We start from the raw sequence: 24,004 nt of genomic DNA, 5'->3' as shown, positions 1-24,004 counted from the left end.
CTTTAGTGCTTGAAACGTGGTGCGCGGCGATCCGACCGCCGCCACCGCTATTGGTTAGGCTAAGCTTAGATCGCTTTGGGGTGGCGATCCCTACCCGCCTCCCCTCTGCGTACGTAGTTACCGCCGACCGGTAGGAATGTGAGAAAACTATGCCGAAGCAGTCGCCGTTTATCGCCGAAGAAACCGCCACCGCGGACTCCCTCGCCGAATGGTCCGGCCAGTCCCCGCTCTGGGATCCGGCCACCAACCGGGTGACCTTCCTCTACCACGCCGAGTCGAACCCGCAGGCCGTGCACCTCAACATCAACCGCATCACGGACAAGAGCGACTTCGAGGTTGGCCTCATGCGCCGCGTGAGCGGCACGCGCTGGTGGATCCGCACCCTGGAGCTAGCCCCCACGGTGTGCGCGTCCTACGGCTTTTGCGAATACGCCGACGCCGCCGAGGCCCGCCCACAGCCGCCCCGCCACAACCACTTCGGCCGCCGCCTGGACCCGGGCAACCCGCACCCACCCCTGGTGCGCGAGGGCGTCTGCGGCCTGTCCTTGCTGGCTGGGCCCCTGGCCCCCGACCAGTCCGCGTGGGACGGCGCTCACACCGCGCCGCTGCCCGGTAACTTGCGCAAGGCCACGCTGGCTGGGCGCCCGGGTTGGATCTACGAGCCGGCCCGGCAGCCGGTGGCCAGCCTCTGGCTGTTTGACGCCCAAACCTGGGTGGAGCGGCTCCGGCTGCCCGCCGTGCTGGAGTCGCTGGGGCTGCCGGTGCGCATCGCTAGCCTCTGCCACTACGATGCCCCCCAGCGCAAGCAGGACCTGGCCGGCAACGACGCCTTCCTCGCCGCCGTCCTCGACGAGGCGGCCGCGCACAGCGGCCCGCCCGGCACCCCGCGGTTTATTGCCGGCCAGTCTTTAGGCGCCCTGGCCAGCTTGAACAGCCTGGCGGTGCGCCCCCAGGCGGCCGATTATGTCCTGGCCTATTCGCCGTCGATGTGGGCGGGGCCGCGCGGTGCGGCAAGCCCCACCCTGGACTGGATCACCCACCGGCTGTGCCTGGCCGAGCCCAGCCCGGCGCGCCTCAAGCTCAAGGTTGGCGCCCGCGAGCCCGTGCTGGTGGGCCGCACGCACCTGCTGCAACTCGCCCTGGCCGGGCACGGCTGGGACAGCGAGCTCGAGGTCATCGACGGCGGCCACGACATCGCCTGGTGGCGCACCAGCCTGGTCGCCGACATCCAGCGCTGCCTGCGCGACTGGACTCAGAACTAGTCACCGCTAGCACAACTTTTCACCTGTGAGGACACTTCTTATGGACACCCCTGATTCTGCTTGCCTGCCGCTGACCCGCAGCCAGCGCTCCCTCTGGTTCGCTCAGCTGACCGCCCCAGGCTCAGCCGTGTGCCAGTGCGCCGAGCTCGTCCACATCGCCGCCGGCGTCGACGTGGACCGCCTCCGCTCCACCCTGACGGACTGCCTGCGGCAGGTGGACGTCTTCTGCGGCGAGTTTTACTCCGCGCCCGACGGTAGCCCGCAGTTCCGCCCCACGGGGCGCGCCCCGCAGGTCAGCGTGCGCGAGGTCGCGGCCATCGATGCCGCCGCCTGCGAAGTCGCCGTCCCCGCCATGCGCACCCCGGGGATCATCACCCAGGACGAGCTGAGCGCCCACACCCTCCTGGTGGACGCGGACGGCAACGTCGGCTGGTTCGCCCGCTTCCACCACCTGCTGGGCGACGGGCTGTTGTTCCACCAGTTCATCGACTGGGTGGCGCGGTGCTATTCCACCCCGGCCGGCGAGCAGGCCCCAGACTGCCCGCTGTCTTCCCAGCGCGCGGCCCTGGCCGCCGATGCCGCAGCCAGCGGGGAGGACCTCGACTTCTGGGCCGGCCGCCCGCTACCCGCCGAGTCCGGAGCGTGGATGCCGGCGGCCGCCGCCCAGGTGGGCGCGACCCAGCGCTACCAGGTGAGACTCCCCGCGCTGCCGGTCCGTCCGGGGCTGGTCGCCGTCGGGGCCTTGCTCGCCCACCTCACCGCGGCGATGTCCGGGCTGGACGAGGTGGTCCTCGGGCTGCCCGTGATGAACCGGCCGCTGGGCAAGGCGCCGCTGGTCGCGGCCCCGCAGGTCACGGTCTTGCCGCTGACCGTGCCGGTAGCCCCGGGCGCTAGCCTGCACGAGCAGGCCGCGCTGGTGCGCGCCGAGCTGGAGGAGGTCCGCCACCACGCCAGCGTCCGCCCGGAGGACCTGCGGGAGCTGACTGGGCGGCGCGACCCGCAGGACAAGCTCAACGGCGCGACCCTGAACTTCAAGCCCTTCCGCGGGCAATTCCGCTTCGGCGACTGCGACGGCTTACTCGACACGCTGGCGGTCGGGCCCATCCCGGACGCCGAGATTATCTTCACCGCCGCCCCGGGCGGTGGCTTCACCCTGACCGGCTTCGCGCACGGGGACGCGAGCGTGGCCCGCCGCCTTAGCGCCCGGCTCGACGCCCTGGTGCTGCTGGCCGAGCAGGCCGCCGCGGCCCCGGACGAGCCGCTGGACTCCTTTATCCTCACCGACTCTCCGCTGCCCCCGCCCCGCCCCGTCGCGGAGCAGCGGACTATCGCCCAGGTGCTGCGGGATAGGCGAGACGCCGAGGCCGCGGGCCCGGCCGCGCGCCGGAAGGTGTGGGAGCAGGTAGACGGCATCGCCGGCCGGATTCTGCAGCTGGCCCGGGAGAAGTCCGTCACGGTGGGCCCGGGCGCGATCGTGGCGGTGGAGGCCACCCGCCACCCGGCGCTGCCGGCCACCCTGGCCGCTATTAACCTGCTCGGCGCGGCGTTTCTGCCGCTGGTGGGCGATCTGCCGGCGCAGCGCCGGGAAGCCATGGTGGATACCGCCCGCCCGGTGCTCGCCGTCGACCCGGCGACGCTCGACGCCCACCGCGCCCCGCAGGCCCTCGAGCTGCCCGCGGCCCCGGGCGCGCACGACCCGGCCTACGTGCTCTTTACCTCCGGGTCCACGGGCACGCCGAAGGGCGTGGTGGTCGGCCAGGCGGCGATTGCCAACCGGCTGGCCTGGCAGGTCGCCGACCTGGGGTTGACGGAAGCCGACACCATCCTGCAAAAGACCCCGGCCTCCTTCGACGTGTCCGTCTGGGAATTCCTCATCCCCTTCGCCTACCCGGTGAACCTGGCTGTGGCCTCCCCCAATGCGCACCGCGATCCGCAGCAGCTCGCCCGCGAGCTGGAGGCTACCGGCACGACGGTCTGCCACTTCGTGCCCGCGGCGCTGGCCACCTTCCTGCGCGTGGCCGGGCGCGAGCTTCCCCGCCTGCGGGCGGTGGTCACCTCCGGCGAGGCCCTGCCGGCGGACCTGGCCCGGCGCGCCCAGGACGTTCTGGGCGTCCGCGTCCACAACTACTACGGGCCGACCGAGGCCGCGGTGGACGTGACCGAACACGCCGTGACCGGGGACGAGACCGAGATTCCCATCGGCGCGCCGGTGGCGGGCACCTACTGCTACGTGCTCGACAAGCACGGGCGGCGCCTGCCGGAGGGCGGCATCGGCCGGCTCTTCCTGGGAGGGGTGCAGCTGGGCGAGGGCTACCTGGGCTTGCCGGAGAAGACCGCCCAGTCCTTCCGGCCGGATCCCTTCCGCAATGGCGCACGCATCTACGACTCCGGGGACCTGGCCGAGTGGTGCGGGGCGGAGCTTGTCTACCGCGGCCGCGCCGATCGGCAGCTCAAGCTGCGCGGGCAGCGCCTCGAGCCCGGCGAGATCGAGGCCGCGCTCCTGGACCACCCCGCGGTCGCCGAGGCCGCGGTGGACGCCCGCGAGGTCGCCGGGGCCACCGCGCTGGTGGCCTACGTCCTCGCCCGCCCCGGCACTGACCCCAGCGCCGCCGAGCTCAAAGAGCACCTGGCCCGGCGCCTGCCGGCCTACATGGTGCCCAGCGCCTTCGTGGAGCTAGACGAGTTACCGGTGACCGCGAACGGCAAGCTGGATCGCGGCGCGCTGCCCGCGCCGGAGATTGCGGCCGAGCCCGGCCGCGCGCCCGACACGGAGGCGGAGGTAGCGCTCGCGCGCCAGGTGCAGCGCCTGCTGGGCCTGGACGAACTGCCCGCGGCCGACCGGAACCTGTTCGAGCTGGGGCTGAACTCCCTGGCCGCGGCGGAGCTGGCCGCCAGCGTGGACGGCCTCCAGGTGGCGGACGTCTTCGCCTCCCCCACCCTCGAGCAGCTGGCCCACCGGCAGGCCGGCCAGTCCCCCTTCGATCGGCTGCTGGTCCTGCGCCCGGGCACGGCCCGCCCCCTGGTCTGCTTCCACCCGGCCGGCGGCCTGGGCTGGGCGTATACCGGCCTCATCGCGTCCTTGCCGGGCGACGTGCCCGTCGTGGCGGTGCAGTCGCCGGGCTTCCACGGCGACGAGCTGGCGGCATCGATAGCCGACGCCGCGCGCCAGGCCCTCGCCGATCTGGCGCAGGCGTTCCCGGACGCCCGGGAATTCGACTTTATGGGCTGGTCCGTGGGCGGCGTTATCGCCCAGGAAGCCGCCCGGCACGCGCCGGTGCGCCAGCTGGTCTTGCTCGACTCCTACCCGGCGGAGCACTGGCAATCGCTGCCCGCACCCACCGAGCAGGAGCGCCTGCGCGGCGTCTACATCATGGCCGGCCAGACCCCGCCGGACGGCGAGCTCGACCAGCAGGGCGCGGCGGCAGCCCTACAGGACACCCCCGGGCCGTTTAGCGGGCTGTCCGCGGAGACGGTGACCCAGGTCGTGCGGCTCATCGGCTACAACGCAAAGATCATGCGCGCGCACACCACCGGCGCGGCCGCAACCCCGACCGTTTTCTACCGCGCCGCGGCGGAAGACACCTACCGCGATCCCCACCTCTGGGACGACTACGTCGGCACGCTGCAGGTCCACGACCTGGACGTGAACCACCCCGGGCTGGTCAGCGCCGCGAGCCTGGCCCGCATCGCCCAGGACTACCGCGCGGGGCGGGCCGGGGATTAAGCCCCGGGCTTAGTGCAGGGTGACCTGGCGGGACTTCAGGTTCTGCAGCTGCTTGCGCTCGTCGGCGCTCAGCTGGGCATCGTTAGCAATTTCGGATTCCAGGGCGGCGTCGACGCGCTGGAGTTCGGACTCGAAGGAGGCCGGGTCGGCATCGGCCGGCAGGTCGAAGACCGGGGCGATGACGCCGTGGGTGCGGAAGACACCGGCGAACTTGGTGCCCTCGCCGAGGTTCATCTCCTCGCGGGCGGCCACGCGGGCAATCGCGTTGAGGAAGGCGGACTCGTCATCGGTGGGGCGGACCCAGCGGATATAGGACTTGTCCCCGCCGGCGGACCAGAAGGCGGTGCCGCTGACCTCGGCGCCGACCGGGTGGGTTGCCACCACGGACTGGTTCGCGGCCTGCAGGGACTGCTGGATGGCCGGGTTGCTGGGCGCGCCCTCGGGAATCCACCAGGAAAAGTCCTGGAAGACCTCGACGTCTAGGTCCGCGGAGGCATCGATAAGCTCGCTCAGCTGCGGCTCCGTGCCGTCCGCGGCCGTGGACTCGAGGGTCTCGCCCGCGCCGTGGTTTTTCACCCAGTTCAGGGCGAAGGCTAGGTCGCGGCCCGGGTTGTGGGTGTGCGACTGGACCTGCAGGGCCACGAAGGCGGCCCCGCCGTACTCGTCGTCGCGGATGAGGGCCGCCGATGCGCCGGGCAGCACCGTGGCCAGGTAGACGTCGCGGTCGATGCCCTTGACCGGCAGCTTCGCGTACGCCGAGGGGACGAACTCCTGCATGGCCACCAGGGTGGCCTCCGCCTGCAGCCCGCCGAAGGGGCGCGGGTCCTTCTCTAGGGCAGCGCGCTCAGCCGCGCGGGCGGCGAGCTTGGCCTGCCGGCGGGACATGCCGTCTGGCAGATCTTCCTTTTTCTTCTTCTTTTTAGCCATGCCCCTAAGATACCTGGCGTTTAGTACTTAATGGCGTGGAGGGCGACTTCCGGTTGGTTCGTGGCCAGCACGTCCACGCCGTTGGCCCACGCCCACTTGATATCGGCCTGGCGGTCCACGGTCCACAGGTAGGTCGGCAGCCCGTGTGCCCCGATGGCCGAGGGCTGCAGCTTGGCGCGCATGAGCGACATGCCCAGGCCCGTCGCGTCCGGCAGCAGCATGTCCCGCCGGTTGACGTGGCGCTCCCAGTCGCGGCGCAGGTAGATGCGGTCCACCTGCGGCGCCAGCTGCCGCATGCGGCCGATAGCCCGGCGGGAGAAAGAAATGACGTGGATGCGCGGATCATCCACCATGCCCGCGTACCGCAGGCGCAACACGACCTGCTCTTCCAGCACGTCGCCCGGGGTGCCGGGGTGCTTAGTCTCGATGTAGAGGTGCCGGTCGGTGGCGCGGACCAGCTCCAGCAGCTCGTCGAGGAGCAGCGGCCGCTGCCCGCTGCCGATGTCCGCGCGGGCGACCTCCGCCCACTTCATGCGGGAAATCACGCCGGTGCGGTCCGCGGTCCGGTCCAGCTTGGCGTCGTGGATGACCACCACGTAGCCGTCCTGGGTCAGGCGCACGTCGCATTCGATGCCCCAGATATCCAACCGCAGCGCCGCCGCGAAGGACGCCTCGGAGTTTTCCGGGTATTTGCCGGAATACCCGCGGTGAGCCACGATGTCCACGCGCGCAAGCCACCTCTTTTCTTCTGCCGCCCGGTTAGGTTTTTGGGAGCCGACCTTTCACACTCTAACCCCGTTCCGGCTGTCCTGCAGAGGGGCCGAGGTTCTGCAATGATGGCAGGCATGAAACGCTTCCTCCGGCGCACGGGCTACCGCTTTGCCAGCGGTGCCCTGCACGCGGGCATCTTCTCGCTCGAGGTCTTGAGCGATCTCACGCCGGGGGTGCGCATGACCGGGCGGCGCCGGCTGCCGCAGAACATGGCCGGCGGGATCCTGGGAGCGGAGTTGGCCACGTGGGCGGCCATCTCGCCCTCGCTGCTGCCGCGGCCGTGGTGGGTGACCGCCGCGAACGTGGCCATCGGGCAGGCGGCCGGCCACTGGGCGGGCGCGACCGCGGCTTATGTAGCGAAGGAATTCCTGCGCTCCATCGGCAAGCGCCCGCAGGACCGGCTGACCTACCAGTACCGGCATCGGATCGCGTTGGGGCTGGCGGCGGTGACGGCGGGCATGACCGCGCTATCGGTGCGCAACCAGCGCAAGCAGGCGGCTCTGGTGGACAAGAACAACGACCGCGGCCCGGTCCAGGCCCTAGCCGGCACCGTCGTGGGCACCCTGGGCTACGGCAGCCTGCTGCTTCTGGGCGAGGCGGTGCAGGCCTCCGTCGACCAGCTATCCAAGGGGCTGCGGCGCTGGCTGCCGGCGCTGGTGGCCTGGCCGCTGGGCGCGGCCGGCCTGGCGGCGGTGGTCTTCGTCTTGTCCAACCGCGTGCTGTTTAGGACCTGGATCCGCACCGTGACCGCCCGCGCCCAGGAGCTCAACCGGACGGTCTTCCCCGGCTCCACCATGCCCTGGGAGCCGGAGCGCTCCGGCTCGCCGTGGTCTTATGAGCCGTGGACGGCCGTCGGGCTGCAGGGGCGCTCCTTCCTGTCTAGCGGGCCCCGCGGGGACGACATCAAGGCGGCCATGGACTGCCAACGCGCCCACGAGCCGATCCGCATCTACGCCGGGCTGGTGCCGGGCCGTTCCATCCGCAACGCCGCCCGCCAGGTCATCGCGGAGATGGAGCGCACCGGCGCGTTCTGGCGCAACACGATTGTCATCCAGATGCCCGCCGGCTCCGGCTGGCTCAACAACTGGTCCACCTGCTCTTATGAGTTCCTCACCCGCGGTAACTGCGCCACGGTCACCCTGCAATACGACGTGCTGGCTAGCGTGTTTTCCTACGTCGTGGATCCAGACGGGCCCGTGCGGGCCGCCTGGGAGCTCATCACGGCGGTCAAGCACCGCCTGGAAGACCTGCCGGAGGGCGACCGCCCGCGGCTCTACTTCGCCGGCGAGTCCCTGGGGGCCTACGCCATCCTGGACAACTTCGAGTCCGTAGAGGATCTGCTCGCCGCCTGCGAGGGCGCGGTCTTTTCCGGCCCGCCGCGCATGACCCGGTTTACCTCCGAGCTCCAGCGCGATCCCGGCTCCCTGGAGCGCGTGCCGGTCATCGACGGCGGCAAGCATATCCGCTTCGCCGCGGCCACCCCGCACACCCGCCACGACGCCTTCGGCCACAGCTACCCGCAGACCTGGCAGCGCCCGCGCGTGCTCATCGCCCAGCACGCTTCCGACGCCATCGTGTGGTGGGACAAGGCGCTGGCCTTCCGGCGGCCGGGGTGGATCCACGAGCCGCAGCCGGACACGGCGTATGCCGACACCTTCAAGGAGATGTTCTGGGCGCCGTTTATCACCTTCTGGCAGATTGGCCTCGACCAGATCAACTCGCTCAACGTGCCGGGCGGGCACGGGCACAATTATTTCTCGGAGATGTTCTGGTACTGGGACAGCGTGCTGGGCTCGCAGTCCCGCGTAGCTCTCACGCCCAGCCGCGCGCGCCGGATGGAGGAATTCATCCGCCGCGACGCCTAAGTCTTCGCCCCCACGTTAAAGCGCGCTAGCCGCACTTCACACCGGTACTGTGGTGCGGGCAGTAGCCGTTCGGGTTCTTGGCCAGGTACTGCTGGTGCTCGTCCTCGGCCAGGTAGTACTGGCCGGACGGGGTATCGCCCAGCAGTTTTACCTCGGTGGTGGTCTCCCCGAAGCCGTGGTCGGCCAGCTTGTCCGCGTAACGCTCGACCAGCTTCTCGATGACCTCCTTGTCCTCCTGCGTGCGCGGGTAGAACGCCGAGCGGTACTGGGTGCCGACGTCGTTGCCCTGGCGGTAGCCCTGCGTCGGGTCGTGTGCCTCCAAAGCCTTGACCACCAGGTCTTCCAGGCTGACCCGCTGCGGGTCGTAGGTGACCTCGACGACCTCGGCGTGGTTGGTCAGGCCGCGGCAGACCTCGTAGTAGGTCGGGTTCGGGGTATTACCGCCGGCGTAACCGACCGAGGTGGCCTCCACCCCGTCGGTTTCCCAGTACATCTTCTCCGCGCCCCAAAAACAGCCGATGCCCAGCAGGAGGCAGCGCTGCCCCTCCTTCCACGGGCCGGTAATGGGTGTACCGAGGACGGCGTGCGGTTGCGGCTCGGGAAGCACCGGCTCTGCGCGACCCGGCAGGGTTTCTTGTGCGTCAACAATCTTCGGCGCCGGTCCAAACAACCACGACATGGTTTAGTTCCTTTCCGGATTAATTTCGGGGCAATCTCAACGGATAATTTTGACGTTGTACTGCGGGTTTATAGATTTTTGCAAGAATTTCGTTGCGAAATCTACAAACCAGCCTATTATGGGGCCCGTACCCAACGAAAGGATTATAATCATGGCTGTTTACGAACTTCCCGACCTGCCGTACGACTACGACGCCCTGGAGCCGCACATCTCCGCCGAGATTATGCAGCTGCACCACGACAAGCACCACAACACCTACGTGCAGGGCGCTAACGCTGCTCTCGAGGCTCTCGAGGCCGAGCGCAACGGCGAGGCTAACGCTGACCGCATCCGCGCCCTGTCCAAGAACCTGGCTTTCAACCTGGGTGGCCACACCAACCACTCCATCTTCTGGAAGAACATGTCCCCGAACGGCGGCGGCCAGCCGACCGGCGAGCTGGCTCAGGCCATCGAGCGCGACTTCGGTTCCTTCGAGAAGTTCCAGGCTCACTTCGCTGGCGCTGCTACCAGCCTGCAGGGCTCCGGCTGGGCCGTACTCGGTTACGACCACATCGCCGGCAAGCTCATCATCGAGCAGCTGACCGACCAGCAGGGCAACGTTTCCGTTAACTTCACCCCGCTGCTGATGCTGGATATGTGGGAGCACGCATACTACCTGCAGTACAAGAACGTGAAGGCCGACTACGTCAAGGCCTTCTGGAACGTCGTCAACTGGGACGACGTCGCCGAGCGCCTGGCTGCCGCTGAGAAGTAAGAGAAGCAACTCAGCGCTTTCCAGCGTTCCTAGCTAAAGGGCCGGCCCCCGCGCGGGGCTCGGCCCTTTTTCGATCCCGCGGGATGTGCGGGAAATATCGACCCCTGCCGCCGGGTATTCGCGTTTCCCCAGGTCAACGTTGGCTCTCGGGCGCAAAAGTCGATAATTCAAGGACTAGGCGATAAAAAATCGACCTCTATCGCCGGGTCTGCGCTTTCCCCAGGACGGGCCCGCCGGATTTACGCAGAGGGCGATATTTCCCCGGGCCCGTGAAGCCCGTCGGAGCCGCGGATGGAACTGCGGATGGAGCCGCAGATGAAGTCGCGGAACTGGGCGACGGCCGGGGCGTCGTCGCCGGGGCGCCACACCAGGCCGAGCTCGCGGTAGGCCGGCGGGTCCAGGGGGATGACGTTGCGGGCTTGCAGGTACGGGTCTTCCAGCGGCAATAGGGCGCTGCCCAGGCCGGCTTCGACGAGTCCGGCGACGGTGGTCAGCTCCATCGACTCGAAGACGAAGCGCGGGGTGACGCCGGCCGCGGCGGCGAGGTCGTCTAGGAGCATGCGGGTCCCGTAGCCCGGCAGCATGCCGATGAAGGGCTCGCCGTCGAACTGCGCCATCGTGACGGTATCGGCGTTACCCGCCCAGTGGTCGGCGGGCACGGCGATGCCTAGGCGCTGGCGCTCGAGCAGCGCCCAGCTCAGCGCGTGCGGGGCGGTATCGAGCGGGCGCGGGCCCACGAGCGCGAGGTCGGCTTCCCCGGCCAGGACGCGGTCGACCAGCTCTTGGGCGGCCCCCTGGTGGAGCTGGAACTGAACGTGCGGGTAGCGCGCGCGGTAGGTGCGCAGAAGGTCGGGGACCATCCAGGTGCCCAGCGAGTGCATGAAATCCAGGCGCACCGTGCCCCGGTCGGGGTCCATCAGGCGGGCGACTTCCGCGACCCCACGGGAAAGCTCCGCCAGGGCTGTGCGGGCGTGGGGCAACAAGCCCGCGCCCCGGCTGTTGAGCACCACGCGGTGGCCGGCCCGGTCGAAGAGGCTCGCGCCAGCGGCCCTTTCCACCCGTTGGATGCGCCGGCTGAGGGTGGGTTGGCTAATTCCCAGCAGATCGGCGGCCGCCCCGACGGCGCCGGTCTCCGCGGTGGTGATGAAACCGCGCAGGTCATCCACGTTCATGCAGAAAGTGTATCAAGCCCCGTCATTTCCCACATTTTACACATGGACCCCGCGCGGGCATGCTGAGAATATGCCGAGAGCCATGCCCCGAAATACCCGCGCCACCATCGCCATGCTCTGCGTCGGGCTGGCGGTCTTTTCCTGCCTGTATTCCACCCAGGCCATTTTGCCGGAGCTGGTCAGCGAGGTGGGCTTGAGCTCCACGGCGGCCGCGCTGACGGTCTCCGCGGCAACCGGCGCACTGGCCGTGTGCGTGGTGCCCGCCTCCATCCTCTCCGAGCGCTTCGGCCGCGGGCGCGTCATCCTGGTCTCCTGCCTGGCGGCCACGCTGGTGGGCTTCGCGGTGCCGTGGGCGTCCAGCCCCGCGCTGCTCATCGGGCTGCGCGCCGTCCAGGGCGCCCTCATGGCCGGCGCGCCCGCGGTGGCGATGGCCTGGCTCTCGGAGGAGCTCGACGCCCGCGCGCTGCCGCGGGCGATGGGCCTGTATATCGCCGGCACCTCCATCGGCGGCCTGATGGGACGCCTTATCCCCGCCGGCCTGCTGGAACTGACCTCGTGGCGCTGGGCGCTGGGCGGTTCCGCGCTGGTGTCCTTCCTCTTCGCCGTCGCGGCGGCGTATCTGCTGCCCAAGCAGCACAACTTCACGGCCAAGACCCTCAACCCCCGGCGCGAATTCGCCGCCATGCTCGAACACTGGCGCACTAAGGAGCTGGGCCTGCTTTTCTTGGTCGCCCTGCTGGCGATGGGGTCTTTTGTCTCCGTCTACAACTTCATTTCTTTCCGGCTCATCGAGACCTTCGGGCTGCCACAGGCGCTGGTCAGCTTCGTCTTCCTGCTTTACCTCTTCGGCACCTGGTCGTCTGCCCAGGCCGGCAAGCTAGCGGCCGAGCACGGCCGGGGGACCACCCTGCTGGGCGCGTGCGTACTCTTCGGCGTCGGCATCGCGCTCACGCTCGGGCCCCTGGTGGCAACGATCGCCGGCATGCTGCTGCTGACCGTGGGTTTTTTCGCCGCGCACTCCACGGCCAGCGGCTGGGTCGGCGCCGTGGCTAACCACGACCGGGCGGAGGCCTCCAGCATGTACGTATTCTGCTACTACTTCGGTTCCTCGGTGCTGGGCGCTTTCGCGGGAACGCTGTTCGGGGCGTTCAGCTGGGCTACCTTCGTGGGCTTCTACGTGCTGGTTTCCGTGATCCTTATCGCCATCGCCGCAACTCTGAAGCGGCGCGCAGTGGGATAAACTAGGGAAATTATGGAGAAAATACCCAACAAGAAGTGGTCGGGGAAGAGCTGGCACCGCCGTGCTAGCAAGCCAATCACGCTGTGGATGATGGTCTTCATCCTGGCCGGGGCGGTGCACACCCTCATCCCCAACTACCGCTGGGTGCTCATCCACCTGTTCACGCTGGGGGTGGTGACCAACAACATCGTCGTCTGGTCGCAGTACCTGACCGAGAAATTCGTCCAGGCCCGGCTTCCCGAGTCCGCCCGCCCGAACCAGCTGCGGCGGATCTACATCCTCAACGCGGGCGTGGTTCTGGCCATCATCGGCCAGGCCCTCGACGACATCTGGGACCTGCATTTCATCCTCACGCAGCTGGGCGCGCTCATCGTCGGCGCCATGCTGATCTGGCACGGCGCCAGCCTGACCCAGCAGTGGCGCGGAGTCGACAGCGCCAAGCGCTTCCGCCCCATCATCTTGGGCTACATCGGCTCGGCGCTGTGCCTGCCCGTCGGAGCCTTCTTCGGCGCCATCTTGTCCATGGGCCTATCCGAGCCCTGGTACGGGCGGTTGTTGACCGCGCACGTGGTGGCCAACATCGGCGGTTTCATCGGCCTGGCCGCCGCGGCCAGCCTGACGGTGCTTTTCCCCACCATGTGGCGGACTAAGGGCATCACCACGCGGATGAACCCGACGCTTGCCCTCCTCGCGGTGGGCACCGCTGTGACCATCGCGGGCGCGCTCAGCAGCCTCGCGTGGCTGACCGGTGCGGGCCTGGTGGTCTACGCCGCCGGTTGGCTGGCCAGCCTCCAGCAGTGGCTGCGCAACGTCAGCGCCGTGCTAGCCGAGCCGCGCGACCGGGTCAGCTACCCGGCGGTCTCCGTGCTGGCGGCGGTGACGTGGCTGGCGTTGACCATCGTCTACCTGGCCGTCCAGGTCTTTATCAGCGGCGACCCGGAGCCGCTGCCGACGCTGCCGCTGCTCATCGGCTTCGCCGGCCAGCTGCTCATCGGTGTGCTCAGCTACATCATGCCCACGACGATGGGCGGCGGGCCCTCGGCCGTGCGCGCCGGCCTGAAGGAGATGAACCGCGGCGGCCTGTTCCGCTCGACGCTGATTAACGGCGGGCTCATCATCTGGCTGATTACGCAAAAATCCTGGCTGGCGGTCTTCTCCTCGGTGCTGTGCATCATCCCGCTGGCCGCCTTCCCCGTGTTCATGATCCGCGCGGTCAAGGCGCAGAAGGCCGTGCTGATGAAGCAGGCCGAGGGCCCGGCGCCGGAGACCGAGTCCCAGTGGGGGCAGATCACCGCCGGTCTGGTGACCCTGGCGCTGCTGCTGGCGGTTTTTGGAGGTATCTAACGCCCGGCGCGCCCGCGCTCATCCAGTCGCGGACCGCGCGGGTGGCGCGCACATCGTCCGCGTTGTACGTCAGCAGCGCCTCGCGCACGGCGGTATTCCCGCGCAAAGCCTCCCGGCGCGCGGTCACGGATTCCTCCCCGGCGAAATCGCCCTGCCGCCAGGCAAAGCCCGCGTGCGGGGCCACGACCTTGAGCCCCAGCCCGGAAGGGCCGAGGAAGTGGGCCTTGACGTGGGCGAAGACATCGACCCACTCGGGGGAGCTCAGGAAGCTTTCCACCTCAGCTAAGGCGGGCTGCCCGAAGCGCTTGGCGGACATGCGCATCCAGTGGTTCTCGCCGTGCGCGGAGTAGCAATAGGCCGCGAAAGTCTTGCCGGCCGCGTGAGCAGACGCGCGAATACCCATCAGCCAGTCCCAGAACGCGGCGAAGTTGTGCGCCTCGGCGCGCCCGCCGAGCGGCTCCCAGGTCACGAAGGGATGGTAGTCGCCGGCGTACCACGCACCCCAGAGGTAGGCTCCCTGGTCCAGGTAGGCCTCCATGTCCACGTCGACCTCCACGTCGGCGCGGGGGATGGCGGGCGCGTCGCGGGCCAGCAGCGTTATCCCCTCCCGCCACGCGGCGGCCAGCTGGGAGGCCGGGTAATAGTCGGCATCGATAAGCGCTTGGACGCTGTCGATGCCCTGCTCGCGGTACGGGTCGGCCTTGTCGCCGGGCAAGAACAGGCTGATGTCGTCGACGGCGGCCAGCTCCGGCTCGCAGATGGGCCAGAACCGGCAGCTGGCGCACTCTTTGACCCGGCGCGGCGCCTGCGGCAGCGGGCGGGCCAGGGCGGTATCCAGCGCGGCCTGGTAGCGCTGCGTTTCGGTGAAAAAGGTCAGCTGGCGGTCCTGGCCGATGATCCCCGCCCGGCCCGCGTACTGCTCGCCGAGTGCCCGCTCCGCGATGGCCAACCGGTAGCCGTCGGCCACGTGGTGGCGCGCCTGGTACGGCAGCGGCAGGGGGCGGCTGAGCCCGAGCCGATGGGTGGGCACGCCCGGCAGCGTCCTGCCGGGCTTTTTCCGCGCCACACGGTGGTTGGAGACCAGCACCGGGACGACCCCGTCCGGGGTGCGCAACAAGAGGTCCACGTTGACGGCTACCCCCTCGGCGATGAGCACGCCGCCGGTGATGTGGGTGTGCGCGCCACTAAGGGCGCGCTGGGTGGCGGCGGCGCGGGAGGTGGCATCGTCAGCCGGCAGGGGCCCTAAGTCCTTACGGCGGACCTTTTTGCCCTGCTGGGGCAGCTGTTCGGCGACGGCCTCGCGGGCGGCGCGCAGCCTGTCGGCCCGCGCGGCGGCGGAGGCGGGGGCGGGGATTTCGGGGAAGCGCCGGGCCTGAACCCGCCGGTACTGGCACCCCACCAGATCCGACGCCGTCAACCAATCGCTCACCCGCCCGAGCTTAATAGACTAGGACAGGTAATGTTGAATGCAGCACTACATTGCAAACAAATAGTTCCCAAGACAACGACCTTCAACCACAGTGAGGACTAAAGTCATGAGCCTGCTCAAGAAAGTTCGTAAGCTCCGCGCCCAAGCCAAGGCAGAAGCCAAGGCCGCCAAGGCCCGCGCCCGGGCTGAGGTCAAGGAGGCCTCCAAGGCGGAGCGTCGCCAGCAGAAGCTGCTGGCCAAGCAGGAAAAGAACTTGCTGAAGTCGGAAGAAAAGGGCCTGAAGAAGCGTCGCAAGCACGAACAGAAGATGGCCAAGCAGGAGCTAGAGAAGCTCAAGGCCGGCCGCTTTAACTCCGACAACGTCAAGCGCTACGCCGGCGCCGCCCGCGCGGCCGTCCCGCTGCTGCTGCCGCTGGCCTACCGCGGCCTGGTGGCGCTGCGCGAAAACAACGAGAAGCGCCAGGCCAAGAAGGCGGGCGTCTCCCGCGACCAGCTCGCCTCTTTCGCCGGCCACGGCGCCTCCCTCAAGGCTCGCACCCAGGGCATCCGCAACTCCCTGGAGGGCACCGACCTGCCGGCCGGCTTCAAGCGCGACGTGCGCGACCGCCTCGACGAGCTCGACGCGGCCACCGACAACGCGGAGTTCATGACCGCCGATCAGCGCCGCCGCGCGCACTCGTCGATCAACACCGACATCGACGGCGTCACCTACGACATCCAGCAGCGCCTCACCACCGCCTAAAACGCGGCTTCACTAAGCCCAGAGCAAAACCCCGGATCCCAGCATCTACCTGCAGGATCGGGGTTTCACGCCGTCTGCGCCCGCGCGCGGGGCGGGCTAGAGCACGCCCTGCTCGCGGGCGGCGGCGACGGCCGAGGTGCGCGAGCGCACGCCCAGCTTGTCGTAGATGTGCACGAGGTGGGACTTCACGGTGGCCTCCGAGAGCATAAGATCCTGGCCGATCTGGCGGTTCGAGGCGCCGGCGGCCACCAGCTTGAGCACCTCCAGCTCGCGCGGGGTCAGCGAGGTGCGCGGGGTGCGCACGCGCGTCATCAGGCGGTCGGCGACCATGGGCGACAGGGCCGAGTCCCCGTCCGCGGCCGAACGCACCGCGGCGAGCAGCTCCGCCGGCGGGGCGTCCTTGAGCAGGTAGCCGAGCGCGCCGGCCTCGATGGCGCCCAGGATGTCCGCGTCCGTGTCGTAATTGGTCACGACCAGCACCTTGGGCGGGTGCTCCATGTGGGAGCGGATGGCGGCGGTGGCCTCCGCCCCGCCCATCACCCGGGTGCCTTCCACGCCCGCGCCAAAGCGCAGGTCCATCAGCAGCACGTCGATGCCGCCGGCCTGGGCCGCCGAGATCGCGGCCTCGGCCGTGGCCACCTCCCCGACCACCTCGATGTCGTCGGCCTCCTCGAGCACGGCGCGCAGCCCTAGTCGGACGATTTCGTGGTCGTCAGCTAGCAGAACCCTAATCACGTGGAGCCTCTCCTTTTTGTGGAAACACGTATCCTCCGAAAGTTTAATCTACCAAGGGAACGCTAACAGATACAGCCGTGCCGCACCCAGGCGTGGATTCCACCGAGATCGTCCCGCCGAGCTCCTCCGCGCGGCGCTGGAGGGCGCTGAGCCCGATATGCCCCAGCCCGGCCGGCCGGTCGCGGACCTCCTCCGGGTCGAAGCCGCGCCCGTTGTCCACCACGTCCAGGCGCACTTCGTCGTCCTCGTAGGTCACGGTCACGCGCGCCTTGGTGGCGTGCGCGTGCTTAACGACGTTGCCCGCCGCGCCCTGGGCGATGCGTAGCAGCGCGGCCTCGACCTTCATGGGCAGCTGGCGGGGCTCGCCGTCGGTCTCGACCTCCATCTCCAGCTCCCCGGTGGCGGCGTAGCCCTCGGCCATGCGCTCTAAAGCACCCGCCAGGGAGGTCTCCGACAGGCCGGCCGGCTGCAGCGCGGCAATCATGGCACGGGCCTCCTTGAGGTTCTCGGCCGCGGTCGAGCGCGCCAGATCCATGCGCTGGCTGGCCCGCGCGGGGTCCTCGCTAGCGATGTCGCGCTGCGCGGCGTGCAGCAGCATCTGGATGGAGGACAGCCCCTGGGCCAGCGTGTCGTGGATTTCGTGGGCGATCCGCTGGCGCTCCGCGCTGATGCCGGCCTCGCGCTCCGTCTGGGCCAGCTGCGCGCGGGTTTCGACGAGCTCGGCGATGAGCTCCTCGCGCTCCAGGTTGATGCGGTGGAGCGTGTCGAAGGCGTAGTAAATGGCGATGGTGACCACCGCGGAGACCCCCGGGCCCATCACGCCGCCGAAGGTCAGGCCGTCCGGGATCTGCACGACCACGGAGATCACCCCGGCGACTATCACCATGATGACGCCCCAGAACATCGACAGCACGCGCAAGTAGAGGAAGAACAGGCTAAAGACCAGGTAGATACCCGCCGGGGCGATGGTCAGGTCCAGCACCCACAGGGCGGTCAGCGCGGCCAGCCATAAGAGCTTGACCGTGAACGGCCAAAGGTGCATGTAGATGGAACCAGCGAAGTAGACGGCGGCGAAGGCAGACAGCAGCACGAGGTTCGCGGCGGCGTCGCCTAGCGGCATCCGCACGGAGGCGAAGATGGCGATCACCAACAAGGTGGCGGTGAGGATGTGGATGCCGTTGCGCAGGACATCCGCATCGCTCAGGTTCTCCGCGGACGGGTGCTCTAGACTGGTACTCATGCCCAAAAGCCTACTTCCCGCCGTGCTCACCGTGGCGCTTGGCCTCGCGGCCTGCAGCGAGGCCAGCGACGCGCCCGAGAGCGACAACCCGGCCCAGCCCGCCGCCGAGCAGCCCGCCAGCGCCGGCGACACCGCCCCGGAAGACGCAGCGGCCGAGCAGCCCGGCGACGGCCTGCCGGTGGACGCCACGGCCGAGGCAACCGAGCCCGGGCAGTGCCCCTACCTGGACGGCCAGTGGCTGGCGGAAACCAACGGCCAGCGCCTGACCGATCAGGCCATCGACCCCCGGTTTAGCACGCCTGCCTGCGTGTTCTGGTCCTACCCAGAGGACCCGCAGGCCACCGTCATCGTCCGCGAGATGCCCGACCGCGACGCCGCCATGGACGTCGTGGACTGGGCCGCGCCCGTCGATGCCACGGAGCTCGCCGAGTTCGACGGCTGGTCCGGCGGCCGCGGGGTCCTGGGCGACCAGGCGGTCTTCGCGGTGCAGAAGGACAATCACGCGGTGGCAGTCTGGACCAACCAGCTGCAGACCGTCAAGGCCGAGTCCATCGCCCGGGAGGCGATTGCCAACCTCGGGCTCTAGGCGGCTCGGCGGGCCTAAACAGCGACGTCGTTGTACGGCATCAACGGGGAGATGGCCGGGAAGACGAACTCCATGAGGAGGAAGAACACGCCCACGGCGATGGCGATAGCCAGCAGCACCTTCACGGGGCTAGGCCCCGGCAAGAGGTTCCAGAGTGCTCGGTACATGGTTTCTAATCCTCCTCCATCGCGGCCGGGCGCGTCGGGCTTGAGTCTACTTTCATCGCGTGCACGATCATTCGCTCCGCGTTGGAGAACTGCGGGTGGCAGGTGGTCAGCGTCAGCAGGGCCTCGCTGGGCTCCGGCCCGCCGGCGGCCATCCCGGGGATGGGCGCGATGACCCCGATGTCCCCGGGCAGCGTGATGTGGCGGCCGGGCGCCCCGGCATAAGGGCCGCCGTAGATCTTTTCCTGTTGTTCCGGCGTGAAGCAGTCCGCCGGCTGCCCGTCGATGGGTAGCACCCGGTAGGTCACCCACTCGCCCTGTGTTTCGATGACGATGGCGTCGCAGGTTTCCAGCTTGCCCAGGTCATTGAAGGGCGCGCCCTTGCCCACGCGGTGGCCAGCCACGGCGAAGTTGCCGTTGTCGCCCGGCATCTGGCTATCGACGTAGCGCCCCGGGCCCTTGAGCAGGTCGTCCTCGTCGGTGCCCTCCAAGATGGCGAAGTGATAGTCGGAGCCGAAGCTGGGGATATACATCCGGGCAAAGGCCTCGCCCAGCTCGGGGTGAAGCTTCCCGCGCGGGTTGGTGCGTTCGTTCCAGCGCTGCTCCAGTTTCTGGTTGGCCTCGTCCTGCAGTTCGGCGGATTTCAGGTTCGTCCAATACGCCTCGTAGAAGGCGAACAACAGTAGCAGCACCCCGACGGTCATAAAGATTTCTCCCATAACCTGCTGCCAGCTGGGGCGCGTGTGATTCATGCGCAATAGTGTAGCGGCTGTAGGCTGGATCTGCCTCATTCACCAGAGACTGCGGAAAGGCCTGCGCGCATGCTGACTATCTTCATGTACCCCGTGTCCGGCATCATGAAGCTGTGGCACTTCATCACCCACAGTTTCCTGGATGACCAGACCGCGTGGTTAGTCTCCATCGTACTGCTCGTCCTCACCATCCGCGGGCTGATCGCGCCGCTGTCCTGGTCCTCGGTGAAGATGGGGCGCACCGGCGCGCTCATGCGCCCGACCAAGCGCGACATCGAACGCCGCACGGAGGAAGCCACCACCATCGAGGAGTTCAAGGCCCTCCAGGTCGAGACCGAGGAGCTGAACAAGAAGTTCAACTACCGGCCGCTCATCGGCTGCATCCCGCCGCTTATCATGATGCCCTTCTTCCTGGGCCTGTACCAGGTGGTGCTGCGCATGGCGCGGCCGTCGACGGGCGATACCGTGGGCCTGCTCAGCGCCGCTGAGGTCGAGGCCTTCCGCGAGACGACGTTCATGGGCATCCCGCTGCCGGCCTTCGTGTCGATGCCGCACGACTGGGCCGCGGAACTCGGCATCACCGGCGAAGAGGTCCGCCACGTCATCATGCCGTGGCTTATCGCCGCCCTCATCTTTACCACCGTGAACATGATGATCACCGGCTACCGCGCGTTCTTGACCACGCAGTTCGACCAGAAGGTGCCGCGGCGCATGTTCTACTTCGTGGTGCTCATCATCCCGTTCGTGCCCTTTATGCTCTGGCACTTGGCCATGACCGCCCCCATCCCGGTGGCCATCATCTTGTACTGGGCCTGCACGAACCTGTTCACCCTGTGCCAAACCCTTGTCTTTGAGGTCTTCCTGCGGCGCCGGATGCCGCTGGGCACCGACGTCCACGAGTTGCGCCGCCAGAGCTGGAAGGACTTCCGGGCCAACCGGAAGAACAAACTAAGCCGTGCCGAGAAGAAGGAAGAAAAGGAAAAGAAGCAGGCCCGGCGCAAGATGCAGCAGCAGGCCAGCCGCGAGCTCATGGCGGAGCGCCGCGCCGCGCGGGAGGAGGCCGACGGGCAGCAGGGGGCATCGGCAGCCGGTGCAGCCACCGCCAGCAACGCGGAACCGCTAGAGGCCAAGGCCACCGAGGAAGACGATGAAAAAGGCCCCGGGGAAGGGGCCTAGCGAGAAAGCCTAGATGGAGTAGTCCGCCGGCGGGGCCGAGAGCATTTCCTGGGCCAAGTTGCGGGCGGTCTTGAGCGAAGCGACGTCGCGCTCGAGGCGGGCCCCGGCAAGCCCGCCGTCGAGGAAGATGAGCAGCTGGCTGGCCTGCGCGTCCGAGGGGTAGCCGTTCTTCTCATTGAGCAGGGCGGTCATGGTGGAATGCATCCAGCGGCGGTGCTCCAGACAGGCCGCGACGATGCCGTGCTCGGACTCCGTCTCCGGGCGCGGGTACTCGCCGGCGGCGTTGAGGAAGTGGGAGCCGCGGAATTCCTTCGCGGGTTCCTGCTCGATGGCCATGTCGTAGAAGGCCAGGATCTTCTCCTGCGGGTCCTTGGCGTTAGCGGTGCGCTCGTGCCACTCCGCGCGATACTGCTCGTCAAGGTTTTCCAGGTAGGCGATAACGAGCGCGTCCTTGGAACCGAAGAGGGAATACAAGGATGCCTTAGCAACGTCCGCCTCCCGGAGGATGCGGTCGATTCCGATGACCCGAATACCTTCCGTAGTAAACAGGCGGGTGGCGGAGTCGAGAAGTCGATTGCGCGGGCTCGGACGGTTCCGACGCGATTTCTTTTCTGCCACGGCTATCCTTTCCACAAACAAAAACCGGTTCATCTACACAATATAGACGAACCGGTTTGTATGCGAATTTGGATTATTCCTTCTTGCTGCCCCCGCGGATCATGCCGACGATCCACAGCAGGATGCAAGCACCGGCGGTGGCGGTAATAATCTGCAGGAAGATGTTGCTCGGGTTGCCCTGGTTAATCAGCGACAGGATGCCGCCACCAATCAGACCACCAATGACACCGACGATCAGGTTAGTGACCAGCCCGTGATCCTTCTTCATAATCTTTTCTGCCAGCCAGCCGGCAATGATACCGACGATGATGGACATAAAAAAGCCCAGTCCCAGTCCCATAATATTCCCTCCAAAAGAACGCTTGACTTCGTCATTTACCGTGGGCGGGCCCACACTGTTGCCCACCTACTTCCCATTGTGCCCGTTAAAACAGCAAAAAGCCACAGATGCCCTGTCATAATTTCGGGCCTCTATGGCTTGATAGCTTTTGCCTAGGCTTCCCGGCCGGCCGGAAAACCCGAGCGGCCTTGCCTATCCTGACTACTCAGAGTCCGGGCGCACGACCATCATCGGGCACGGCGCGGACTGCAGCAGCGCGCGGGAGGTCGAGCCCAGCAGCATCCCCTTGAAGCCGCCGCGGCCGTGGGAGCCGACTACCAGCAGCTGGGCGCCCTCGGAGTTGTCCGACAGGGCGCGGACCGGACGGTCGCGGGCGATGACCTTCTTGACCGGCACGTCCGGGTACTTCTCCTGGAAGGAGGACAGGCGCTCAGCCAGCAGCTCGCCCTGCTCCTTCTCCACGTCTGCCCACTCGGCCTGTGCGGCGGACAGGCCGGCCAGGGAAGCCTGGACCTGCATGTCCATCCAGGTGTGCACGGCGACCAGCTCGGAGGAGCGGGCGTTGGCTTCCTGGAAGGCGTACTCGGTGGCCTTCTGGGAGACCTCGGAGCCATCCACACCGACGACGACCGGGCCGTACTTGTTGGCCTCGTTGACCGCGTTGTCATCACGCACGACAACCACCGGGCAGGCGGCGTGGGAGACCACGGAGGCGGAGACCGAGCCCATCACCATGCCGGACAGACCGCCCATGCCGCGGGAGCCCATGACGATCATAGTGACGTCGTGCGACATCTCCAGCAGCATATCGATGGGGGAGCCCTCGGCCACGGTGTGGCCGATCTTCAGGTCGGGGAAGGACTCGTGCGCGATGGCGCGAGCTTCCTCGATCTTTTCCAGGGTCTCGTTCTGCAGGTCGTCGTAGAGCTCCTTCGGCGGAACCATGCCCTCGGCGTAGAGGAACTGCGGCATGGTGTAGCTGGAGGCGATCCGCAGCGGGATGCCGCGCTTGGTGGCGGTGTTAGCCGCCCACCGAACGGCGTTGTGGGAAGCCTCAGAACCATCTACTGCAACGACAACAATGTCTTCTTTAGCCATGATCTTTAGTCCTTTCTCCGGTGGGCCTTACACCACCAATTATAGCCGGTTATAACAACTTACGTGGAGAGCTCGCCCCGAACTACTTGGTCACGTGCGCCGCATCCGAGTTCGCCGGATACAGCAGTTCGTACAAGGCCACCAAAACGTTGCGAATCACGGCTCCGATACCATTGGAGGAAAATTCCAGAGCCGGCGCGAGGAGTGCATCAAAGTCCATGTCACAAAGGATAGCCCATCATCGGAAGGGATACAGCCCGTTAGGGATACAAAATGGACTAAACCCCACCCGCGTGCGGGTACCGGTTGGCGGCATCACCGCGTGGGACTTCCTCGCCCACGTCATCACCAGCCAGCGCCACCGCCACCCGGCTGACGATGCCGCCGCACTCCAGCGCCGCTTCGACGACCACGCCGTCGTGCTCCGCGATGCCACGGTCCTTACTCCGCACTCCATCCTCTGCGCCGGCCAGGACGTCTACTTCTACCGCATGCCCGCGGAAGAAGAACCCGTCCCCTACGACATCCCCGTTGTCTACGAGGACGACAACCTCCTGGTGGCCAACAAGCCACCGTTCATGGCGACGATGCCCCGTGCCCGCCACATCGTGCAGACCGCGACCGTACAACTGCGCCGGACAACCGGGATTGACGAGCTCGCCCCCGCCCACCGCCTGGACCGGCTCACCTCGGGAATCCTGTTGTTCACCAAACGTCGCGAGATCCGCGGCGCCTACCAGACCATGTTCGCCGAGCGAGAGGTGCACAAGGTCTACCAAGCCATCGCCCCCGACGATGGAATCCGGGCAGGCAGCGTCTGGCGCAACCGGCTGGAGAAGACCCCGGGCGAAATCCAGGGCCGAATCGAAGAGGGCGAACCTAACACCGAAACCCGCGTGGTCAAAGTCGAGGCCATCACCAATAAGCAAGGCCTCGAAGGCATCCATGGGCCGCAGCCACCATTGGCGCGGTATACGTTAGCGCCCACCACCGGCAAGACGCACCAGCTCAGACTGCATCTCTGGGCCGCCGGCGCGCCGATCCTGGGCGATCCCATCTACCCGGACGTCCTCCCGGAGAACGCCGAGGACTTCCGCGTCCCCATGCACCTGACCGCGACGCAGCTCAGTTTCACCGACCCGCTCGACGGCACCGAGCGCACCTTCAACGCCACCCCCATCGACGAACGAATTTCATAAGGCAACCAGGCTAGCCACGATAATTTAGCCCGGCTCGGCCTTCACACGCACTAGGCAACCGGCGGTTATTGGCAGCATGTGGGCATGCGGAAGCACCCGGTAGAAAAACATGGTGGTGGTTTCTACCGGGTGCTTTGTTGGTTATTGAATTATATGTTGTTGTTTGGTGTCGGCGGTAACCTACTCT

The 24,004-nt window shown here is 67.7% G+C and carries 23 protein-coding genes; 10 read left to right on the top strand and 13 right to left on the bottom strand.

The window, feature by feature from the left end:
* The first annotated feature begins 149 nt into the window (after positions 1 to 149).
* Both QQS53_RS11445 and QQS53_RS11440 read left to right on the top strand, forming a co-directional pair.
* A complete protein-coding gene (locus QQS53_RS11445; RefSeq protein ID WP_472775936.1) occupies positions 150 to 1,262 on the top strand; it encodes an enterochelin esterase domain-containing protein in 1,113 nt (370 codons plus the stop codon).
* Between the two features lie 40 nt (positions 1,263 to 1,302).
* Positions 1,303 to 4,986 (top strand): alpha/beta fold hydrolase, encoded by a 3,684-nt coding sequence (locus tag QQS53_RS11440; protein ID WP_472775935.1) that lies wholly within the window; start codon positions 1,303 to 1,305, stop codon positions 4,984 to 4,986.
* A 9-nt stretch (positions 4,987 to 4,995) separates the two neighbouring features.
* Here the strand turns inward: QQS53_RS11440 and QQS53_RS11435 are convergent, their stop codons facing one another.
* Both QQS53_RS11435 and QQS53_RS11430 read right to left on the bottom strand, forming a co-directional pair.
* The gene (locus QQS53_RS11435; RefSeq protein WP_472775934.1) at positions 4,996 to 5,913 is read right to left on the bottom strand and encodes a DUF5926 family protein; all 918 of its coding nucleotides are present in this window, start codon (positions 5,911 to 5,913) and stop codon (positions 4,996 to 4,998) included.
* A gap of 20 nt (positions 5,914 to 5,933) precedes the next feature.
* Positions 5,934 to 6,638 carry a glycerophosphodiester phosphodiesterase family protein gene (locus tag QQS53_RS11430; RefSeq protein WP_472775933.1) on the bottom strand — a complete coding sequence of 235 codons (705 nt, stop codon included), beginning with the start codon at positions 6,636 to 6,638 and terminating at the stop codon, positions 5,934 to 5,936.
* Positions 6,639 to 6,758: 120 nt separating this feature from the next.
* On the opposite strand from QQS53_RS11430, the gene QQS53_RS11425 reads away from it, so the two are divergent.
* Positions 6,759 to 8,549 carry an alpha/beta-hydrolase family protein gene (locus QQS53_RS11425; RefSeq protein WP_472775932.1) on the top strand — a complete coding sequence of 597 codons (1,791 nt, stop codon included), beginning with the start codon at positions 6,759 to 6,761 and terminating at the stop codon, positions 8,547 to 8,549.
* Between the two features lie 25 nt (positions 8,550 to 8,574).
* Here QQS53_RS11425 and msrA read toward each other — a convergent pair whose 3' ends face one another.
* The gene (msrA, locus tag QQS53_RS11420; RefSeq protein WP_472775931.1) at positions 8,575 to 9,228 is read right to left on the bottom strand and encodes a peptide-methionine (S)-S-oxide reductase MsrA; all 654 of its coding nucleotides are present in this window, start codon (positions 9,226 to 9,228) and stop codon (positions 8,575 to 8,577) included.
* A 151-nt stretch (positions 9,229 to 9,379) separates the two neighbouring features.
* Here msrA and QQS53_RS11415 point away from each other — a divergent pair, with 151 nt between their 5' ends.
* Positions 9,380 to 9,982 carry a superoxide dismutase gene (locus QQS53_RS11415; protein ID WP_296205998.1) on the top strand — a complete coding sequence of 201 codons (603 nt, stop codon included), beginning with the start codon at positions 9,380 to 9,382 and terminating at the stop codon, positions 9,980 to 9,982.
* Positions 9,983 to 10,221: 239 nt separating this feature from the next.
* Here the strand turns inward: QQS53_RS11415 and QQS53_RS11410 are convergent, their stop codons facing one another.
* Positions 10,222 to 11,154: a LysR family transcriptional regulator gene (locus tag QQS53_RS11410; protein ID WP_472775930.1), complete on the bottom strand. Its 933-nt coding sequence runs from the start codon at positions 11,152 to 11,154 to the stop codon at positions 10,222 to 10,224.
* Positions 11,155 to 11,236: 82 nt separating this feature from the next.
* On the opposite strand from QQS53_RS11410, the gene QQS53_RS11405 reads away from it, so the two are divergent.
* The gene (locus tag QQS53_RS11405; protein ID WP_472775929.1) at positions 11,237 to 12,394 is read left to right on the top strand and encodes an MFS transporter; all 1,158 of its coding nucleotides are present in this window, start codon (positions 11,237 to 11,239) and stop codon (positions 12,392 to 12,394) included.
* A gap of 12 nt (positions 12,395 to 12,406) precedes the next feature.
* A complete protein-coding gene (locus QQS53_RS11400; protein ID WP_472775928.1) occupies positions 12,407 to 13,738 on the top strand; it encodes a copper oxidase in 1,332 nt (443 codons plus the stop codon).
* On the opposite strand, the gene QQS53_RS11395 is transcribed toward QQS53_RS11400, so the two are convergent.
* Positions 13,683 to 15,167 carry a TM0106 family RecB-like putative nuclease gene (locus tag QQS53_RS11395; protein WP_472775927.1) on the bottom strand — a complete coding sequence of 495 codons (1,485 nt, stop codon included), beginning with the start codon at positions 15,165 to 15,167 and terminating at the stop codon, positions 13,683 to 13,685. The genes QQS53_RS11400 and QQS53_RS11395 overlap by 56 nt on opposite strands.
* Before the next feature lie 106 nt (positions 15,168 to 15,273).
* Between QQS53_RS11395 and QQS53_RS11390 the strand changes: the two genes are divergently transcribed.
* Positions 15,274 to 15,909 carry a DUF6474 family protein gene (locus QQS53_RS11390; RefSeq protein WP_472775926.1) on the top strand — a complete coding sequence of 212 codons (636 nt, stop codon included), beginning with the start codon at positions 15,274 to 15,276 and terminating at the stop codon, positions 15,907 to 15,909.
* Positions 15,910 to 16,005: 96 nt separating this feature from the next.
* Here the strand turns inward: QQS53_RS11390 and QQS53_RS11385 are convergent, their stop codons facing one another.
* Complete coding sequence (locus tag QQS53_RS11385; protein ID WP_070769145.1) at positions 16,006 to 16,644, bottom strand: LuxR C-terminal-related transcriptional regulator; 639 nt, start codon at positions 16,642 to 16,644, stop codon at positions 16,006 to 16,008.
* Positions 16,645 to 16,687: 43 nt separating this feature from the next.
* A complete protein-coding gene (locus QQS53_RS11380) occupies positions 16,688 to 17,884 on the bottom strand; it encodes a sensor histidine kinase (RefSeq protein WP_472775925.1) in 1,197 nt (398 codons plus the stop codon).
* Here QQS53_RS11380 and QQS53_RS11375 point away from each other — a divergent pair.
* Positions 17,883 to 18,470, top strand: a complete 588-nt coding sequence (locus QQS53_RS11375; RefSeq protein WP_472775924.1) for a DUF2020 domain-containing protein — start codon at positions 17,883 to 17,885, stop codon at positions 18,468 to 18,470. The genes QQS53_RS11380 and QQS53_RS11375 overlap by 2 nt on opposite strands.
* A 14-nt stretch (positions 18,471 to 18,484) precedes the next feature.
* Here QQS53_RS11375 and QQS53_RS11370 read toward each other — a convergent pair whose 3' ends face one another.
* A complete protein-coding gene (locus tag QQS53_RS11370) occupies positions 18,485 to 18,637 on the bottom strand; it encodes a hypothetical protein (RefSeq protein WP_472775923.1) in 153 nt (50 codons plus the stop codon).
* Between the two features lie 5 nt (positions 18,638 to 18,642).
* Positions 18,643 to 19,386: a class E sortase gene (locus QQS53_RS11365; protein ID WP_472775922.1), complete on the bottom strand. Its 744-nt coding sequence runs from the start codon at positions 19,384 to 19,386 to the stop codon at positions 18,643 to 18,645.
* 69 nt (positions 19,387 to 19,455) lie between these two features.
* Here QQS53_RS11365 and yidC point away from each other — a divergent pair, with 69 nt between their 5' ends.
* Positions 19,456 to 20,562, top strand: coding sequence for a membrane protein insertase YidC (yidC, locus tag QQS53_RS11360; protein WP_472775921.1), 1,107 nt, complete (start codon positions 19,456 to 19,458; stop codon positions 20,560 to 20,562).
* A 9-nt stretch (positions 20,563 to 20,571) separates the two neighbouring features.
* Here the strand turns inward: yidC and QQS53_RS11355 are convergent, their stop codons facing one another.
* The 4 genes from QQS53_RS11355 to QQS53_RS11340 all read right to left on the bottom strand — a co-directional run bounded on the left by QQS53_RS11355 (position 20,572) and on the right by QQS53_RS11340 (position 22,838).
* A complete protein-coding gene (locus tag QQS53_RS11355) occupies positions 20,572 to 21,180 on the bottom strand; it encodes a TetR/AcrR family transcriptional regulator (protein WP_472775920.1) in 609 nt (202 codons plus the stop codon).
* A 73-nt stretch (positions 21,181 to 21,253) separates the two neighbouring features.
* Positions 21,254 to 21,520, bottom strand: coding sequence for a GlsB/YeaQ/YmgE family stress response membrane protein (locus tag QQS53_RS11350; RefSeq protein WP_368520036.1), 267 nt, complete (start codon positions 21,518 to 21,520; stop codon positions 21,254 to 21,256).
* Between the two features lie 201 nt (positions 21,521 to 21,721).
* Positions 21,722 to 22,618, bottom strand: a complete 897-nt coding sequence (locus QQS53_RS11345; RefSeq protein ID WP_472775919.1) for a universal stress protein — start codon at positions 22,616 to 22,618, stop codon at positions 21,722 to 21,724.
* A gap of 82 nt (positions 22,619 to 22,700) precedes the next feature.
* A complete protein-coding gene (locus QQS53_RS11340; protein ID WP_472775918.1) occupies positions 22,701 to 22,838 on the bottom strand; it encodes a hypothetical protein in 138 nt (45 codons plus the stop codon).
* On the opposite strand from QQS53_RS11340, the gene QQS53_RS11335 reads away from it, so the two are divergent.
* Positions 22,774 to 23,817 carry a pseudouridine synthase gene (locus QQS53_RS11335; RefSeq protein ID WP_472775996.1) on the top strand — a complete coding sequence of 348 codons (1,044 nt, stop codon included), beginning with the start codon at positions 22,774 to 22,776 and terminating at the stop codon, positions 23,815 to 23,817. The genes QQS53_RS11340 and QQS53_RS11335 overlap by 65 nt on opposite strands.
* Positions 23,818 to 24,004: the final 187 nt, after the last annotated feature.

This window comes from Corynebacterium sp. 2571A (assembly GCF_055700935.1).
Note: the sequence above shows the minus strand (reverse complement) of the source record. Positions and strands in the feature narration are given on the sequence as shown.